The organism is Arenimonas sp. (assembly GCF_035721105.1).
GTDB lineage: Bacteria > Pseudomonadota > Gammaproteobacteria > Xanthomonadales > Xanthomonadaceae > Arenimonas.
In genome coordinates this window covers 1-16553 of sequence record NZ_DASTNG010000054.1, presented here as the reverse complement: position 1 = coordinate 16553, position 16553 = coordinate 1, and the positions used below count along the sequence as shown (strand labels likewise).

At 71.5% G+C, this 16553-nt stretch carries 11 protein-coding genes; 4 read left to right on the top strand and 7 right to left on the bottom strand.

Going from position 1 to position 16553, the window contains the following annotated elements:
• Positions 1-31: 31 nt before the first annotated feature.
• Positions 32-1801: an aspartate--tRNA ligase gene (gene aspS / locus VFQ84_RS08040; RefSeq protein ID WP_325131017.1), complete on the bottom strand. Its 1770-nt coding sequence runs from the start codon at positions 1799-1801 to the stop codon at positions 32-34.
• A 162-nt stretch (positions 1802-1963) separates the two neighbouring features.
• Between aspS and VFQ84_RS08035 the strand changes: the two genes are divergently transcribed.
• The gene (locus VFQ84_RS08035; RefSeq protein ID WP_325131015.1) at positions 1964-2689 is read left to right on the top strand and encodes a DUF3011 domain-containing protein; all 726 of its coding nucleotides are present in this window, start codon (positions 1964-1966) and stop codon (positions 2687-2689) included.
• Positions 2690-2734: 45 nt separating this feature from the next.
• Here VFQ84_RS08035 and VFQ84_RS08030 read toward each other — a convergent pair whose 3' ends face one another.
• Together VFQ84_RS08030 and VFQ84_RS08025 are read right to left on the bottom strand one after the other, a co-directional pair.
• The gene (locus tag VFQ84_RS08030; RefSeq protein ID WP_414637014.1) at positions 2735-3424 is read right to left on the bottom strand and encodes a hypothetical protein; all 690 of its coding nucleotides are present in this window, start codon (positions 3422-3424) and stop codon (positions 2735-2737) included.
• A gap of 41 nt (positions 3425-3465) precedes the next feature.
• Positions 3466-3741, bottom strand: a complete 276-nt coding sequence (locus VFQ84_RS08025) for an FmdB family zinc ribbon protein (RefSeq protein WP_325131013.1) — start codon at positions 3739-3741, stop codon at positions 3466-3468.
• A gap of 174 nt (positions 3742-3915) precedes the next feature.
• On the opposite strand from VFQ84_RS08025, the gene VFQ84_RS08020 reads away from it, so the two are divergent.
• Together VFQ84_RS08020 and ggpS are read left to right on the top strand one after the other, a co-directional pair.
• Positions 3916-5166: an MFS transporter gene (locus VFQ84_RS08020; protein WP_325131071.1), complete on the top strand. Its 1251-nt coding sequence runs from the start codon at positions 3916-3918 to the stop codon at positions 5164-5166.
• A 47-nt stretch (positions 5167-5213) separates the two neighbouring features.
• Positions 5214-7544: a glucosylglycerol-phosphate synthase gene (ggpS, locus tag VFQ84_RS08015; protein ID WP_325131011.1), complete on the top strand. Its 2331-nt coding sequence runs from the start codon at positions 5214-5216 to the stop codon at positions 7542-7544.
• Here ggpS and VFQ84_RS08010 read toward each other — a convergent pair.
• Both VFQ84_RS08010 and abc-f read right to left on the bottom strand, forming a co-directional pair.
• Positions 7451-8998, bottom strand: coding sequence for a sodium:solute symporter family transporter (locus VFQ84_RS08010; protein ID WP_325131009.1), 1548 nt, complete (start codon positions 8996-8998; stop codon positions 7451-7453). The genes ggpS and VFQ84_RS08010 overlap by 94 nt on opposite strands.
• A 90-nt stretch (positions 8999-9088) precedes the next feature.
• Complete coding sequence (abc-f, locus tag VFQ84_RS08005) at positions 9089-11011, bottom strand: ribosomal protection-like ABC-F family protein (RefSeq protein WP_325131007.1); 1923 nt, start codon at positions 11009-11011, stop codon at positions 9089-9091.
• A gap of 81 nt (positions 11012-11092) precedes the next feature.
• Between abc-f and ybaL the strand changes: the two genes are divergently transcribed.
• On the top strand, positions 11093-12772 hold the full coding sequence (ybaL, locus tag VFQ84_RS08000) for a YbaL family putative K(+) efflux transporter (RefSeq protein WP_325131004.1): 1680 nt from the start codon (positions 11093-11095) through the stop codon (positions 12770-12772).
• Between the two features lie 205 nt (positions 12773-12977).
• Here ybaL and VFQ84_RS07995 read toward each other — a convergent pair whose 3' ends face one another.
• Positions 12978-14507, bottom strand: coding sequence for an FAD-binding domain-containing protein (locus VFQ84_RS07995; protein ID WP_325131003.1), 1530 nt, complete (start codon positions 14505-14507; stop codon positions 12978-12980).
• Between the two features lie 111 nt (positions 14508-14618).
• The coding region (locus VFQ84_RS07990) for an AAA family ATPase (RefSeq protein WP_325131002.1) at positions 14619-16553 on the bottom strand (1935 nt) is incomplete at its 5' end.

Here is a 16553-nt window from a genome sequence, read left to right as displayed (position 1 = left end):
AGGATGACGTGGCCGCTGGCGCCGTTCGGGTTCAGGCCGCGGGCGCTTTGGGCACGGCGCGCACGTGCACTTCGGCCAGCTGCGCCTCGGGCACCGGCGACGGTGCGCCGGTCATCAGGCACTGCGCGGTGGTGGTCTTGGGGAAGGCGATGACGTCGCGGATGGACTCGGTGCCGGCCATCAGCGCGGCGATGCGGTCGATGCCGAAGGCGATGCCGCCGTGCGGCGGCGCGCCGAAGCGCAGCGCGTCGAGCAGGAAGCCGAACTTGGCCTCGGCCTCCTCGGCGCCGATGCCCAGCAGGTCGAACACCGCGCTCTGCATGTCGCTGCGATGGATGCGGATGGAGCCGCCGCCGATCTCGTTGCCGTTGAGCACCATGTCGTAGCCGCGCGAGACCGCGATCTTCGCGTTCGCCCTGAGCTCGGCGATGTCGTCGATGGCCGGCGCGGTGAACGGATGGTGCAGCGCGACGTAGCGCGCCTCCTCCGGATCCCACTCGAACATCGGGAAGTCGGTGACCCACAGCGGCTTCCAGTCGTTGGCCACCAGGTCGAAGTCCTTGCCGGCCTTCAGGCGCACCGCGCCCATGAAGTCGCTGGCCTTGTTGTAGGCGCCCGCGCCGAAGAAGACGATGTCGCCCTTGCCGGCGCCGGTGGCCGCCAGCAGCGCCGCGAAGGCGTCCTCGGCGAAGAACTTGGCGATCGGCGAGTTCACCGCGCCGGCCTCGTCGATCTTGGCGTAGGCCAGGCCCTTGGCGCCGTACTTGGCGGCGTGGGCGGCGTATTCGTCGATCTGCTTGCGGCTGAGCGCGGCGCCGCCGGGAATGCGCAGGGCGGCGACGCGGCCGTCGGGGTCGTTGGCGGCGTCGGTGAACACCTTGAATTCGCAGTCCTTGACGAGCTCCGCCACGTCGACCAGCTCCAGCGGGTTGCGCAGGTCGGGCTTGTCGGAACCGAAGCGGCGCATGGCCTCGGCCCAGGTCAGGCGCGGGAAGCTCGCGTCGAGCTCGACGCCGATCACTTCCTTGAACACCTCGCGGATCATCCCTTCCACCGCGTCCTGGACGTCGGCCTCGCGCACCCAGGCGAACTCCATGTCCAGCTGGGTGAACTCGAGCTGGCGGTCGGCGCGCAGGGCCTCGTCGCGGAAGCAGCGGGCAATCTGGTAGTAGCGGTCGAAGCCGGCCACCATCAGGATCTGCTTGAACAGCTGCGGCGACTGCGGCAGCGCGTAGAACTCGCCCGGATGCATGCGCGCCGGCACCAGGAAGTCGCGCGCGCCCTCGGGCGTGGCCTTGGTCAGGATCGGCGTCTCGATGTCCTGGAAGCCGCGCGCGTCGAGCCAGCGGCGCAGCGCCTGCACCAGCCGGATGCGCGTGCGCATCATCTTCTGCATCTCGGGGCGGCGCAGGTCGAGGTAGCGGTACTTCAGGCGCACGTCCTCGCCGGCGTTCTCGTGGGCGTGGAAGGGCAGCGGCTCGGCCTTGTTGAGCAGTTCGATCTGCGTCGCCAGCACCTCGACCTTGCCGGTGCGGATCTTGTCGTTGACCGAATGGCGCGCGCGCACGACGCCGGTGATGCGCAGGCAGTCCTCGTAGCCGACCTTCGCGGCGGCCGCGACCACGGCGGCGTTGCCGGCGTCCGCGGACGGCTCGGCCACGATCTGGACGATGCCCTCGTGGTCGCGCAGGTCGATGAAGCACAGGCCACCCATGTCGCGGGCGACGTCGGCCCAGCCGCAAAGGGTGACGGTCTGGCCGATCATGGACTCGTCCACGAGGCCGCAGAAATGGCTGCGCATGCTTGCTCCGAAGGGTAACGCCGGGCCCCGGACGGGCGGCGGAAGACCGGGGATTTTAGGGCCCACGGGCCGCTGCCGGCAAATTGGCGGCCGTCACGCCGCGGCCCCCGGGCGGCGCTACAGTCCCGGGGCGGAACGCCGCCCAACCTTCCGGAGAATCACATGGTCAGATGCCTGCTGGTCCTGGTTTTCTCGCTGGCCGCCGCCGCGGCCCTGCCCGCCCCCGCCGCGGCCCAGGCCGCGCCCCGCGCCTACGCCCCGGAGCAGCTCTGGCAGCTCTCGCCCCGGGACCAGGAGCGGGTGATCGCCCTGGAGTACGAAGAGCAGTCCAACGGCCGCCGGATCCCGGACGACCAGCTGCGCTTCTACCTGGACCAGGTGCGGCAGTCGCGCTGGACCTTCAGCCGCATCAAGACCGACATCGCCCAGTCCCTGCGCGGGAACGCCGGCGGCGGTCGCCCGCCCGGCAACGGCGGGGACGGGAGTGGCGGCAGCGACCGGGTGGTCTGCGAAAGCATCAAGCAGCGCTACCGGGAATGCGCCACCGACTTCCGGGGCCGCGCCTACGTGGTGCGCAAGCTCTCGCGCGGTGAATGCGTCGAGGGCCGCAGCTGGGGCCAGCTGCGCGGGCGCGTCTGGGTGAACCACGGCTGCCGCGCCGAATTCGCCGAGCGGGCCGGCGGAGGCCCGGACACGGGCTACAGCGTCACCTGCTCCAGCAACGACGAGCGCTACACCACCTGCGCCTGGAACACCCGCTACGGGCCGCCGGTGCTGGTGGAGCGCCTGTCGCGGCACCGCTGCGACGCGGGCCGCGACTGGGGCTACCGCGGCGGCGCGCTGTGGGTGGACAACGGCTGCCGCGCGCGCTTCGCGCCGCGGCGCTGATCGGGACGACCCGCGCGCCCGGCCCGATGGGACGGGCGCGCGGCTTCAGTCAGCGAGGGCTTCGCGGCCCCAGGGCGCCGGCGGCGGCGGCACCGGGCGGCTGAGGTCGAATTCCACCTGGAACAAGCGCCCGTTGGGCCGAGACAGTTCGTAGACGAAGGTCCGGCCAGGCACGATTTCGATGGCCCAGGTGTTGTTGAGCGAGGCCGTGAGCCCTTCGCGCTGGAAGTTGGCGATCGAGTCCGCGTCCACCGGGAAGGCCTGGCGGCTGGCGGTGCCGGCCGTGGCCGTGTCGCCGCCGTACATCGTGACCGCGTCGGCGCTACCGTCCTCGTGGCGGTGGTCGTGCTTGAGGCGCAGGCCGCCGGCGGTGCGGGTCAGCACCCAGGTCCGCGAACGATCCTCGCCGACGTGGAAGGGAATGCGGATCTCGTCGGCGCCGCACTCGCGCACGTGCATCACCAGGGTCTTGCCGCTGAAGGCGTCGTCCGGCGAGGCCGGCGTATCCACCCGCACCCGGCCTTCGAAGGCCTGGCCGCAGTGGCTGGCGATGGCGGCGAAGAAGACATCGACCGGGGCGACCTGCACCGCCGGGTCGGACATCGACGGCGGCGGCAGCGGCTCGGCGAGGCCGAGCGAGGCGCCGGTGTCGGGGCGGGGAACGTCCCGGCCGGCGCAGGCGGCCAGCAGGACGGCGGAGGCGAGCAGGCTCGCGGCAAGGGTCGGGGTCTTCATCGGCCGACCCTACCCCGCCGCCCCGGCGCCCGGCAACGGCCTCAGTCGGCGGCGGGCGCGGGCTTGGCGTCGGCTGGCTTGGCCGCCGGCTCGGCCTTCGTGCCGCCGTCGGCCAGGTTGCGCTTCTTGTCGCCGTCCTTCTTGAAGTCGGTCTCGTACCAGCCGGCGCCGGCCAGGCGGAAGCTGGGCGCCGTCAGCTGGCGCCGCACCTGCGGCTGGCCGCACTCGGGGCAGTCGGTCGGGTCCGGATCGGACAGCTTCTGCAGGCGGTCGAAGGCGTGGCCGCACTGGGCGCACTCGAAGGCATAGATGGGCATGGTCGCGGAAGCTCGTGCGGCCGGAGGCCGAGTGCGCGCATTAGTGGGGTTCCGCGCCCCCAGATCAAGCCCGGAACCCGGCCGGACGGCCGCAAGTGACTGAACGCTGGCGATTTTTTCCATTCAGATCAATATGTTACAATCGTCCGCTGTCTTGAACCGGCGAGTCCATTGATCCGCGTTGTCCTTCCCCTAACCGCCCTGCTGGCGGGCGTGGCGCTGCTGCTGACCGGCAGCGGGCTGCTGGGCACCCTGCTGGCGGTGCGCGGCGGGCTCGAGGGCTATGGCGAACAGACCCTGGGCCTGGTGATGTCGGGCTACTTCGCCGGCTTCCTGGCCGGCACCTTCCTAGCGCCGCCGCTGATCCGCCGCATTGGCCACGTGCGCGCCTTCGCCTTCTGCACCGGACTGGCCGCGATCGCGGTGCTGCTGCACCCGCTGTGGGTCGATCCGGTGGGCTGGTTCGTGCTGCGGGTGCTCACCGGCGTGGCCCTGGTGACGCTGTACACGGTGATCGAGAGCTGGCTCAACGCCGAGCCCGACCCTGCCCTGCGCGGCCGCGTCTTCGCCATCTACATGGCGGTGAACCTGGGCGCGCTGGCGCTGGGCCAGCTGCTGCTGGGGCTGGGCGTGGACGGTGGCTTCATGCTGTTCAGCCTGGTGGCCATCCTGGTCTGCGCCTCGGCGCTGCCGGTCACGCTGACCCGGCTGGCGCAGCCGACCTTCCCGCCCAACCCGCGGCTGGGCCTGCGCCGGCTTTACGCGGTGGCGCCGGCGGCGACCCTCTCGGCCGGCCTCTCCGGGCTGGCGATGGGGGCGTTCTGGGGCCTGGGGCCGGTGTATGCCGGCCAGGTCGGGCTGGACCGCAGCGGCGTGTCGCACTTCATGGTCGCCACCATCCTGGGCGGCGCGCTGCTGCAGTGGCCGCTGGGCCGGCTGTCGGACCGGCTGGACCGGCGCATCGGCCTGGCCCTGGCCTGCGCCGCGGCGGCCGGCGTGGCGCTGCTGGCGCTGCCCGGTGCGGCCTGGGGCGCCGGCGCGATCTATGCGCTGTTCTTCGCCTTCGGCGGGCTGGCGTTCTCGATCTACCCGATGAGCGTGGCGCACATGCTCGACACCCTGCCCGCCGAAGACCTGCTGTCGGGCTGCTCGAGCCTGCTGCTGGTGCACGGCATCGGCGCGATGCTGGGACCGATGCTCGCGGGCGAACTGATGGCGCGGCACGGCTCCGGCGCGCTGCCGGCCTACTTCGCGACGGTGCTGGCGGCGCTGGCGCTGTTCCTGGTCGCCCGCCTGGCGCTCAACCGCCGCCCCGACCACCACCCGGCGCCGTTCCACCCGATGCTGCGCACCACGCCCGCCGCGCTGGCGCTGCTGCCCGAAACCGAAACACCCCACGTCCCCGCACCCCAGGAAGAACATTGAGCAAGCAGACAGCCCCCTTCGACGCACCTCACCCCGAATCACCCCTGATGGTCCTGGCCACCGACCTCGACGGCACCTTCCTCGCCGGCGAGCCGGGGCACCGCCAGCGCCTGTACCAGCTGGTCGACAGCCATCCGCACATCCGCCTGGTCTGGGTCACCGGCCGCAGCCTGGAAGCCGTGATCCCGCTGCTGTCCGACCCCGCGCTGCCGCGCCCGGACTACCTGGTCTGCGATGTCGGCGCCACCGTCGTCGACGGCCGTACCCTGCAGCCGCTGCAGCCGCTGCAGTCGGGCATCGACGCCCGCTGGCCCGGCGAACACGTGGTCGCCGACGCCATGCGCGGCTTCGACGGCCTGCATCGCCAGGACGTGCCGCAGGAGCGCCGCTGCTCCTACTTCTGCGACCCCGCCGTGCTCGCGCCGCAGCGCGAGGCGATTGAAGCGGCCGCGCGCGCCCTCGGCTGCGCCGTGCTGTACTCCGCCGACCGCTACCTCGACATCCTGCCGCCGCGCACCGACAAGGGCCGCACGCTGCAGGCCCTGGCGTCGCTGCTCCGGCTGCCGGTCGACCGCATCCTGGTCGCTGGCGACACCCTCAACGACCTGTCCATGTACGACGCCGGATTCCGCGGCGTCTGCGTCGGCCTGTCCGAACCCGCGCTGCTCGAGGCCACGCTGCGCCACGAACAGGTGCTGCACGCCAGCGAAGCCGGCTGCGGCGGCATCCTGCAGGCGATCGAACACTTCGGCCTGCTGCCCGCCAACGATCCGCACGTGGCGCCGCCGGCACCCGGCCGCGCCGGCGAATCCGACCTGGTGATGGTCTACCACCGCCTGCCCTTTGAAGAGGCGATCGAGGACGGCAAGCTGGTGCGCCGCCGGCCGACCTCGCCCAACGGCATCATCCCGAGCCTGCTCAGTTTCTTCGCGGGCGGCCAGGCCGGCTCGTGGGTGGCGTGGACGCTGGACGACGCCAAGCGCGAGGGCTTCGAGGCGCGCACGCCGGTGGACGTCGACCGCTACCCCCGGCTCACCGCCGCCCGGGTGCCGCTGTCGAAGGGCGAGGTCGATGCCTTCTACAAGCGCTTCTCGAAGGAAGCCTTCTGGCCGATGCTGCATACCTTCTGGGAGCGCGCGCGCTTCCGCGAGGACGACTGGAAGGTGTTCCTGAAGGTCAACCGCCGCTTCGCCGAGGCCGCGGCCGCCGAGGCCGCGCACGGCGCCACGGTGTGGCTGCACGACTACAACCTGTGGATGGTGCCGGCGCGCCTGCGCGAGCTGCGTCCGGACCTGAAGATCGCCTTCTTCCACCACACCTACTTCCCGTCGGCCGACATCTTCAACGTGGTGCCGTGGCGCCGCGAGATCCTCGGCAGCCTGCTCAGCTGCGACTACATCGGCTTCCACATCCCGCGCCAGGTCGAGAACTTCGTCGACGTGGTGCGCGGCGCGATGCCGACCGAGACGCTGGAGCGCCAGGGCTGCGCGCCGCGCTTCCTGACCTACGGCTGCGCGGTCGGCCTGGACACCATGACCACGCGCCTGCGGGTCGGCGACCGCGAGGTCGGGCTGGGCGCGCATCCGGTCGGCACCGACCTGGGCCGCATCCGCGACGTGCTGGCGCAGCGCAGCGTCCGCAACAGCCTGGAGAAGCTGCGCCGCGAGATCAGCCCGCGCAAGCTGGTGCTGTCGATCGAGCGCCTGGACTACACCAAGGGCACGCTGGAGAAGCTCGAGGCCTTCGACCGCCTGCTCGAGGCGCAGCCGCAGCTGCAGGGCAAGGTGACGCTGGTGATGGTGTGCGTGCCGGCCGCGAAGGAGATGACGATCTACCGCCAGCTGCAGACCCAGATCGAACAGGCGGTGGGCCGCATCAACGGCCGCTACTCCCGCCTGGACTGGACGCCGGTGCGCTTCTTCGCGCGGCCGCTGCCGTTCGAGGAGGTGGTGGCGCACTACGCCGCCGCCGACGTCATGTGGATCACCCCGCTGCGCGACGGCCTGAACCTGGTGGCCAAGGAGTTCGTCGCCACCCAGGGCATCGAGGGCGGCAAGGGCGTGCTGGTGCTGTCGGAGTTCGCCGGCGCCGCCGCCGAGATGAAGGGCGCACTGCTGACCAACCCGCACGACCCGGCCGACCTGACCGCCGCGCTGGGGCAGGCCCTGGCCATGGATCCGGACGAGGCCGAGGGTCGCCTGCGGCAGCTTTACGGCATCGTCGAGAACCACGACGTCGACCGCTGGGGCCGGGATTTCCTGGCTGCGGTGCGCGCCGCCGGGACTCAGCGGAACGCGAACACGACGGCCAGCGTCAGCGCGACCATGGCCGTGGCCAGCGGCCGCAGCCAGCGCGGCGAAGGCGCCGCCCGGGCCTGAGCCACGGCGGCCAGTGCCGCCGGCGCGGGCGCGTCGTCGAGCACGGCGCGCCAGCCCCAGGCCATGGCGATCGTCGCCGCGAACAGCAGCCCGGCGACGATCGTGAAGTGCACCTGCAGCCAGCCGAGCTGGGTCGCCACGAACCACGCGGCGCTGAGCGCATGCCCGCACAGCGCCGCCCGGAAAGCGGCACGCGCCCCCAGCCGACGATCGAGGAAGCCGAGCACGAACACCGCCACCAGCGGCGGCGTGACGTAGGCGAAGGCCTGCTGCAGGTAGGAGAACAGGCCCGGGAAGCGGTCGATCATCGGTGCCCAGAGCGCCGCCAGCAGCATCAGCGCCAGCGTCAGCACCCGGCCGAGCCTGGCCAGCGCGCGCGTATCCAGTCCGGGCCGGCGCGGCTGGATGAAGTCGACCGTGAGCAGGGTCGAGGCCGAGTTCAGCGCCGAGTCCACGCTCGACATGATCGCGGCGAGCAGACCAGCCAGCACCAGGCCCACCACGCCCGCCGGCGCGTACTCGGCCAGCAGGCGCGGGAACACCTCGTCGGCGCGCTCGAGGTCGGGCAGCAGCGCGATCGCCATCGCGCCGGGCAGCACCATCAGGAACAGCGGCAGCAGCTTGAGCCCGGCCGCAAGCATCGCGCCACCGCCGGCGGCCCGCATGTCGCGGGCGCCCAGCAGGCGCTGGGACACGTACTGGTTCATGGTCCAGTAGTAGAAGCCGAGCACCGGGAGGCCGACCAGGGTGCCGAGCCAGGGCAGGTCGGGATCGTCCAGCGGCCGGATCAGCGACAGGTGGTCGGTGGGCACCGCGGCCTTCACCGCGGCCCAGGAGTAGTCGAACTCGGCGAACACCAGCACCGCCAGCACCAGCGACCCCAGCAGCAGCACCAGCGACTGCAGCACGTCGGTGTAGACCACCGCGCGCAGGCCGCCGGCCGCGGTGTACACGCCGGCGAACAGGGCCAGCGCGGCGATGGTGGCGCCCAGCGGCAGCCCCGGGAAGAACACCTGCAGCACCAGCGCGCCGGCGAACAGGCTGCCGGCGGTGTCGAGCACGATCGACAGGAACACCGACACCGCCGAGAGGTACTTGCGCATGCGCGCATCGAAACGTCGCTCGAGCAGCTCCGGGATCGTGGTGAGGCGATTGCCCAGCAGCAACGGCGCCACGAACACGGCGGTGAGCACCAGCACCAGCGCCGCCATCCATTCGTAGTTCGCCACCGCGATGCCCGAGCTCCAGGCGGCGCCCGGCAGGCCGATCAGGGTGGTGGAGGAGATGTTCGAGGCGAACAGGGACAGGCCGACCACGCCGGCGCCGAGCGTACGCCCGGCCAGGAACAGCTCGTCGCTGTCCGGGCTGCGGCGGGTGACCCGCACGCAGACGGCGATGACGATCGCGAAATAAACCGCCAACACCACGTAGTCGAGCGTGTGCAGCGCTCCCATCACCCCTTGCCTGGTGCGAACCGGGCTTCAGGGAAACATGGGACGGGGCCGGGGATCAACCCGCGCGCCGCGCCGGACGGCGGGCGGGCGTCAGTCCGCGAGCTCGAGCCACTCGCTCTCGAGCTGGTCCTTTTCCTTGGCCAGTTCGCCCTGGCGCTGCGCCAGCTGCGCCACCTCGATGCCGCCGTCGTTGCCGTAGATCGCCGGGTCGGCCAGCTGGGCCTCGAGCGCGTCGAGCTCGGCCTGCAGCACGGCGATGCGCGCCTCGACCTGCCTCAGGCGCTTGGCGGCGGCGTCGGTTTCCTGCTTGCTGCGCACCGGCTTGGGCGCCGGCGCCGGCTTGGCGACGGCGGCGGGCTTGGCCGCGCGCGGCTCGTTGTTGCGGGCCCGCAGCCAGTTCGCGTACTCGTCCAGGTCGCCGTTGAAGGCCTCGACCTTGCCGTCGGCCACGCGCCAGAAGGTTTCGCAGACCAGGCCGATCAGGTGGCGGTCGTGCGAGACCAGCACGATCGCACCGGGGAAATCGCCCAGCGCTTCGGCCAGGGCCTCGCGCATGTCGAGGTCGAGGTGGTTGGTGGGTTCGTCGAGCAGCAGCACGTTCGGCTCGAGGTAGGCGATCAGGGCCAGCGCCAGGCGTGCGCGCTCGCCGCCGGAGAAGCCGTCGATGCTCTCGAACGCGCGGTCGCCGACGAAATTCCAGCGACCCAGGTAATTGCGCAGCACCTGCTCGCCGGCGTTGGGCGCCAGCTCCTTGAGGTGCCACAGCGGGCTCTGGCCTTCGTGCAGGCTCTCGACCGTGTGCTGGGCGAAGTAGCCGATGCGCAGGTCGGGATGCGCCACGCGCTCACCGTCCAGCAGCGGCAGCTCGCCCACCAGGGTCTTGACCAGGGTCGACTTGCCGGCGCCGTTCGGGCCCAGCAGGCCGACGCGGTCGCCGGCCTCGAGGCCGAAGCCGACGTCGTGGAGGATGGTGACGGCTTCGCCCGATTGCGCGCCTTCGGGCGCGAAAAGCTTCGCGCCTGAAGGCGCTCCTACCGGGGAGGGGCGGTAGCCGGCGTTGACGTGATTGAGGCGGATCAGGGAGTGCGGCAGGCGGGCCGGCTCGGCGAACTGGATGCGGAACGAGCGCTCGGCGCGCACGGCCTCGGTGCCCTGCATCTTGGCCAGGCGCTTCATGCGGCTCTGGGCCTGGCGGGCCTTGCTGGCCTGGGCCTTGAAGCGGTCGATGAAGCTCTGAAGGTGGGCGCGCTCGGCCTGCGACTTCTCGTGCGCGATCTGCTGCTGGCGCAGGTGCTCGGCGCGCTGGCGCTCGAAGCTGGTGTAGTCGCCGACGTAGAGCTTGGCGCGGCCGTCGTTGAGGTGCAGGGTGTGGGTACTGACGCCATCGAGGAACTCGCGGTCGTGCGAGATCATCAGCAGGGTGCCGGGGTACTTGAGCAGCCACGCCTCCAGCCACAGCACGGCGTCGAGGTCGAGGTGGTTGGTGGGCTCGTCGAGCAGCAGCAGGTCCGAGGGCATCATCAGCGCCCGGGCCAGGTTCAGGCGCACGCGCCAGCCGCCGGAGAACGACGACACCGCGCGCGAGTGGGTGTCGGCCGGGAAGCCCAGGCCGTGCAGCAGCTTGCCGGCGCGGGCGGTGGCGTCGTAGCCGTTGATCTCGGCCAGGCGCTGGTGCGCGTTGGCGACGCCGTCCCAGTCCTCGGCGGCCATGGCCGCGGCTTCGGCCAGCAGGATGCCGTGCACCTCGGTGTCGCCCGAGAGCACGAAGTCGATGGCGGCGTCGGGCAGCGACGGGGTTTCCTGCGCCACGCTGGCGATGCGCACCTTGCCGGGCAGGTCGATGTCGCCCTGGTCGGCCTCGACCTCGCCCATCACCGCCGCGAACAGGCTGGACTTGCCGCAGCCGTTGCGGCCGATGACGCCGATGCGCCAGCCGGCGTGCAGGCTCAGGTCGACTTGTGAGAGCAGGAGGCGTTCGCCCCGGCGGAGGGCGAAATTGCGAAAGGCGATCATGGGGTGGGCAGGCGCAAGGGTCGGGTAGTCTATCAGGCGGTCCGGTGGCCCCCGCCCCGGACGCCCGCCAAGGACCCCCGCATGCCCCACGACACGCCCCTGATCGCCCTGCTCGCCGTCGGCCTGGTGCTGGCCTTCGTGCTGGGCAGCCTGGCGCACCGGATGCGCCTGTCGCCGATCGTGGGCTACCTGGTGGCCGGCATCCTGGTGGGTCCGTTCACGCCGGGCTTCGTCGCCGACCCCGACCTGGCGATGGAGCTGTCCGAGATCGGCGTGATCCTGCTGATGTTCGGCGTGGGCCTGCATTTCTCGGTCGAGGACCTGCTGGAGGTGAAGGCGATCGCGATCCCGGGCGCCATCGTCCAGATAACGGTGGCGACGGCGCTGGGCTGGGGGCTGGCCTGGTGCCTGGGCTGGCCGACCCTGCAGGGCGTGGTGTTCGGCCTGGCGCTGTCCGTGGCCAGCACCGTGGTGCTGCTGCGGGCGATGGAGGACCGGCGCCTGCTCGAGACCCGGCGCGGGCGCATCGCGGTGGGCTGGCTGATCGTCGAGGACCTGGTGATGGTGGTGGCCCTGGTGCTGCTGCCGGCGCTGGCCGAGGCGCTGGGCGAAGGCGCCCGGGCCGGCCAGGTCGACCTCGGCGCCGTGATGGGCTCGCTGGGCTGGACGCTGCTGAAGGTGGGCGCGTTCGTGGCGCTGATGCTGGTGGTGGGCAAGCGCGCGATCCCGTGGCTGCTCGAGCGGGTGGCCGGCTTCGGCTCGCGCGAACTGTTCACGCTCAGCGTGCTGGCGATCGCGCTGGGCGTGGCCTTCGGCTCGGCCAAGCTGTTCGGCGTGTCGTTCGCACTGGGCGCCTTCTTCGCCGGCATGCTGCTCAACGGCGACCTGAGCCACAAGGCGGCCTCGGACTCGCTGCCGCTGCGCGATGCCTTCGCGGTGCTGTTCTTCGTGTCGGTGGGCATGCTGTTCGACCCGATGATCCTGGTGCAGCAGCCGCTGCCGGTGCTGGCCACCTTCCTGATCATCACCGTGGGCAAGTCGCTGGCGGCCTACGCCATCGTGCGCGCCTTCGGCCACCCCGGCGGCACCGCGCTGACGATCTCGGCCAGCCTGGCCCAGATCGGCGAGTTCTCCTTCATCCTGGCCGGGCTGGGCGTGTCGCTGGCGATCCTGCCGGAGGAAGGCCGCGACCTGGTGCTGGCGGGCGCGCTGCTATCAATCATCGCCAATCCGCTGATCTTCGCCGCGCTCGATGGGCTGGCGGCGCGGCGCGCGGCCCGCGCCGAACCGGCCCCGGCGCCGCGGCCGCGCCCGGGACCGGCGCTGCCGACCGCGGGCCACGCGATCCTGGTCGGCTTCGGCCGCGTCGGCAGCGAGATCGCCAAGCTGCTGCGCGAGCGCGCGGTGCCGCTGCTGGTGATCGATGACGACGCCGACCTGGTGCAGGACGCCCGCGACGCCGGCTACCCCGCCATCCGCGGCAACGCCGCCACGCCCCGCGTGCTGGACGAGGCCTCCCCCGCCGGCGCCCTGCTGGTGGTGCTGGCGATCCCGCAGGCGCTCGAGGCGGGTGAAGTGGTGGCGCGCCTGCGCGCGATCAATCCGGGCCTGACCATCCTCGCGCGCGCCCACAGCGACGCCGAGGTCAAGCACCTGCTCAAGCACGGCGCCGACGGCGCGGTGCTGGCGGAAAAAGAGCTCGCCCACAGCATGGCCGAGATGGCGCTCTCCGCCCCGCCCTTCCGCGGGCACCGCGCCTGATGTCCCGATCCGCCCTTCCGCGGGCACCGCGCCGCATGTCCCGAGCCGCCCTTCCGCGGACACCGCGCCTGATGTCCCGTTCCGCCCTTCCGCGGACACCGCGCGTCTGTCTGGATCCGCCCTTGTAGGAGCGGCTTCAGCCGCGAAGCTTTTCGGCGAAGGGATTCGCGGCTGAAGCCGCTCCTACAGGGGGGTGGAAGGGGGGCTAGAAGAGGTCGCCTTGGGCGGCGGGCGGCGGCGGCGCCCGGGGGGCCTCGTCGCGCTTGCGGCCGCGCGCCGGCTGGCGCTTGCGGCTGCCGTGTTTCTCGAACACCCGCTGGCTTTCCTCGCGGGCGATGTAGGCGCGTTTCCAGGCCGTCAGCTTCGCCCGGGCCTCGCGGGCGGCCTGTTCGTGGTCGCGCACGGGGTTCGGGTAGGTCTCGCCGAGGCGCAGTCCGGCGGCGCGCTGCTGGGCGGTGCCCATCTGCCAGGGCGTGTGGATCCAGGCGTCGGGGACGGCCTCGAGTTCGGGCAGCCAGCGCCGGATGAAAGCACCCTGCGGGTCCTGGTCCTGCGACTGCTTCACCGGGTTGTACATGCGCGGGATATTGATGCCGGTGACGCCGGCCTGCATCTGCACCTGCGGGTAGTGGATGCCCGGCTCGTAGTCGGTGAACCAGCGCGCCAGCTGGCGCGCCGGCTCGGGCCAGTGCAGCCAGAGGTGGTAGCTGCTGATCGAGACCAGCATTGCCCGCGCGCGGAAGTTGAGCCAGCCGGTCTGCTGCAGCGAGCGCAGGCAGGCGTCGACGAAAGGCCAGCCGGTCTCGGCGCGCTGCCAGGCGCCGAACCATTCGCGATTGAACGCGTCCTCGCGCAGGCCGTCGAAGCCGCGGTGCACGTTGCGGAATTCGATCGCCGGCTCGCTTTCCAGCTTCTGGATGAAGTGGCAGTGCCAGTGCAGGCGCTTCTCCAACGAGGCCAGGTCGCGCGCCGGCACCGGACCGCCGTCGCCGCGGGCGGCGCGCACGGCGTGCACCACTTCGCGCAGCGACAGCGCCCCGGTGGCCAGCGCCAGCGAAAAGCGCGAACAGCGGGTCTCGGCGCTGAGCGGGCTGCTCATGCCGCGCATGTAGCCGGCGCCACGGCCGGCCAGGAAGGTTTGCAGGGCGCGTTCGCCGCGGCGCCGGCCGCCGCGCTGGCGGCCCGGGCAGGGATCGGGCGCGATGCCCAGCGCCTCGGCGGACGGGATCGGGCCAGGCGCGACCCCGGGCAGCGGCGCCAGCGCCGGCGGCCGCAGCGGGGCCGGCGCCATGCGGCGCTCCCACTCCGCGGCCCAGCCGTTGCGGCTGCGCAGGCGGCGCTGCACGCCGCCGTTCGGGACTTCGTGCCACGGGATGCCGCGGGCGCGCGCCCAGGCCAGCACGCGGCGGTCGCGCGCGAAGGTCCAGTCGTTGCCGGTTTCCTCGTGCGACCACAGGCCCGCGAGGCCGTGTTCGCGATGCAGGGACTCGAGCACCTCGACCACGTCGCCCGTGCGCACGACCAGCGGCTGGCCCAGCCCGGCCAGGTCGTCGCGCAGTTCCTGCAGGGCCTCGGCGGTCGCGTCCCACTGTCGGCCGCTGGCGTCGGGCTGCGCCCAGTAGTCCGGCTCGGCCACGTACAGCGGCAGCACCGGCCCGCGCCCCGCTGCCGCGCACAGCGGCGCGTGGTCGGAGGTGCGCAGGTCGCGCTTGAACCAGACGAGGTGGACGGGCATAGCACCAGCCTGCCCGGCGCACCGTGAATCCCATGTAGGAGCGCCTTCAGGCGCGAAGCTTTTCGCGAAGGGCTTCGCGCCTGAAGGCGCTCCTACAGGGAGAGGGAGGGGTCAGGTGCGGAGGAAGGCCAGGGTGCCGCCCTCGGCGGTGACCTTCACGGTGTCGCCCTGGCCGAACTCGCCGGCCAGGATCTTCTGCGCCAGCGGGTTTTCCAGCTGCTGCTGGATGGCGCGCTTGAGCGGCCGTGCGCCGTAGACCGGATCGAAGCCGACGTTGCCCAGCAGGGCCAGCGCCGCGTCGTCGATCTCGAGCCTGATCTGGCGGTCGGCCAGCCGCTTGGACAGGTAGGCGGTCTGGATGCGGGCAATGGACTGGATCTGGTCGCGACCCAGCGGGTGGAAGACCACGATCTCATCCAGGCGGTTGATGAACTCCGGCCGGAAGTGCGCCTGCACCGAGCCCATCACCGCTGCCTTCATCTGCACGTAGGCGGCATCGCCCTCGCCGCTGAGCTCCTGGATGTGCTGGCTGCCCAGGTTCGAGGTCATCACGATGACGGTGTTGCGGAAGTCGACCGTGCGGCCCTGGCCGTCGGTAAGACGGCCGTCGTCGAGGACCTGCAGCAGGATGTTGAACACGTCCGGATGCGCCTTCTCGACCTCGTCGAGCAGCAGCACGGAATACGGCCGGCGCCGCACCGCCTCGGTGAGGTAGCCGCCCTCTTCGTAGCCGACATAGCCCGGGGGCGCGCCGATCAGGCGGGCCACGGAGTGCTTCTCCATGAACTCGCTCATGTCGATGCGCACCATCGCGTCCTCGGTGTCGAACAGGAAGCCGGCCAGCGCCTTGCACAGCTCGGTCTTGCCGACGCCGGTGGGGCCGAGGAAGAGGAAGCTGCCGTTGGGCCGGTTCGGATCGGACAGCCCGGCGCGCGAGCGCCGGATCGCGTCCGACACCGCCTTGACCGCTTCGTGCTGGCCGACCACGCGCTGGTGCAGCGCGTCCTCCATCTTGAGCAGCTTCTCGCGTTCGCCCTCGAGCATCTTGCTGACCGGGATGCCGGTCCAGCGCGACACCACCTCGGCGATCTCCTCGGCCGTGACCTTGTCCTGCAGCAGCTGGAAGCCCTGGGTCTCGACCGCCTGCGCGGTGGCCAGCTGCTTCTCGAGCTCGGGGATGCGGCCGTACTGCAGCTCGCTGGCCTTGGCGAAGTCCTGCTGGCGGTGCGCGGCGTCCAGCGCCAGGCGCGCCTGCTCCAGCTGCTCCTTCACCTTGGTGGCGCCGGTCAGCGTGGCCTTCTCGGCCTTCCAGATCTCCTCGAGGTCGTTGAACTCGCGCTCGAGGGTGGCGATCTCGGCCTCCAGGTCGGCCAGGCGCTGCTGCGACTCCTTGTCCTTCTCCTTCTTCAACGCCTCGCGCTGGATCTTGAGCTGGATCAGGCGCCGCTCCTTGCGGTCCATCTCTTCGGGCTTCGAATCGATCTCCATGCGGATGCGGCTCGCCGCCTCGTCCATCAGGTCGATGGCCTTGTCGGGCAGCTGGCGGTCGGCGATGTAGCGGTGGCTGAGCGTGGCGGCGGCGACGATCGCCGGATCGGTGATCTCCACGCCGTGGTGCACGGCGTAGCGTTCCTTGAGGCCGCGCAGGATGGCGATGGTGTCCTCCACCGACGGCTCGCCCACGAACACCTTCTGGAAGCGGCGCTCCAGCGCGGCGTCCTTCTCCACGTACTTGCGGTATTCGTCCAGCGTGGTGGCGCCGATGCAGTGCAGTTCACCCCTCGCAAGGGCAGGCTTGAGCATGTTGCCGGCGTCCATCGACCCTTCCGCCTTGCCGGCGCCGACCATGGTGTGCAGCTCGTCGATGAACAGGATGATCTGGCCTTCGTTCTTGGCCAGGTCGTTCAGCACCGCCTTCAGCCGCTCCTCGAATTCCCCCCGGTACTTGGTGCCGGCAATGAGGGAGCCCATGTCCAGGGCTACCAGGCGCTTGTCCCTCAGGGTTTCAGGCACGTCGCCGTTGACGATGCGTTGGGCCAGGCCCTC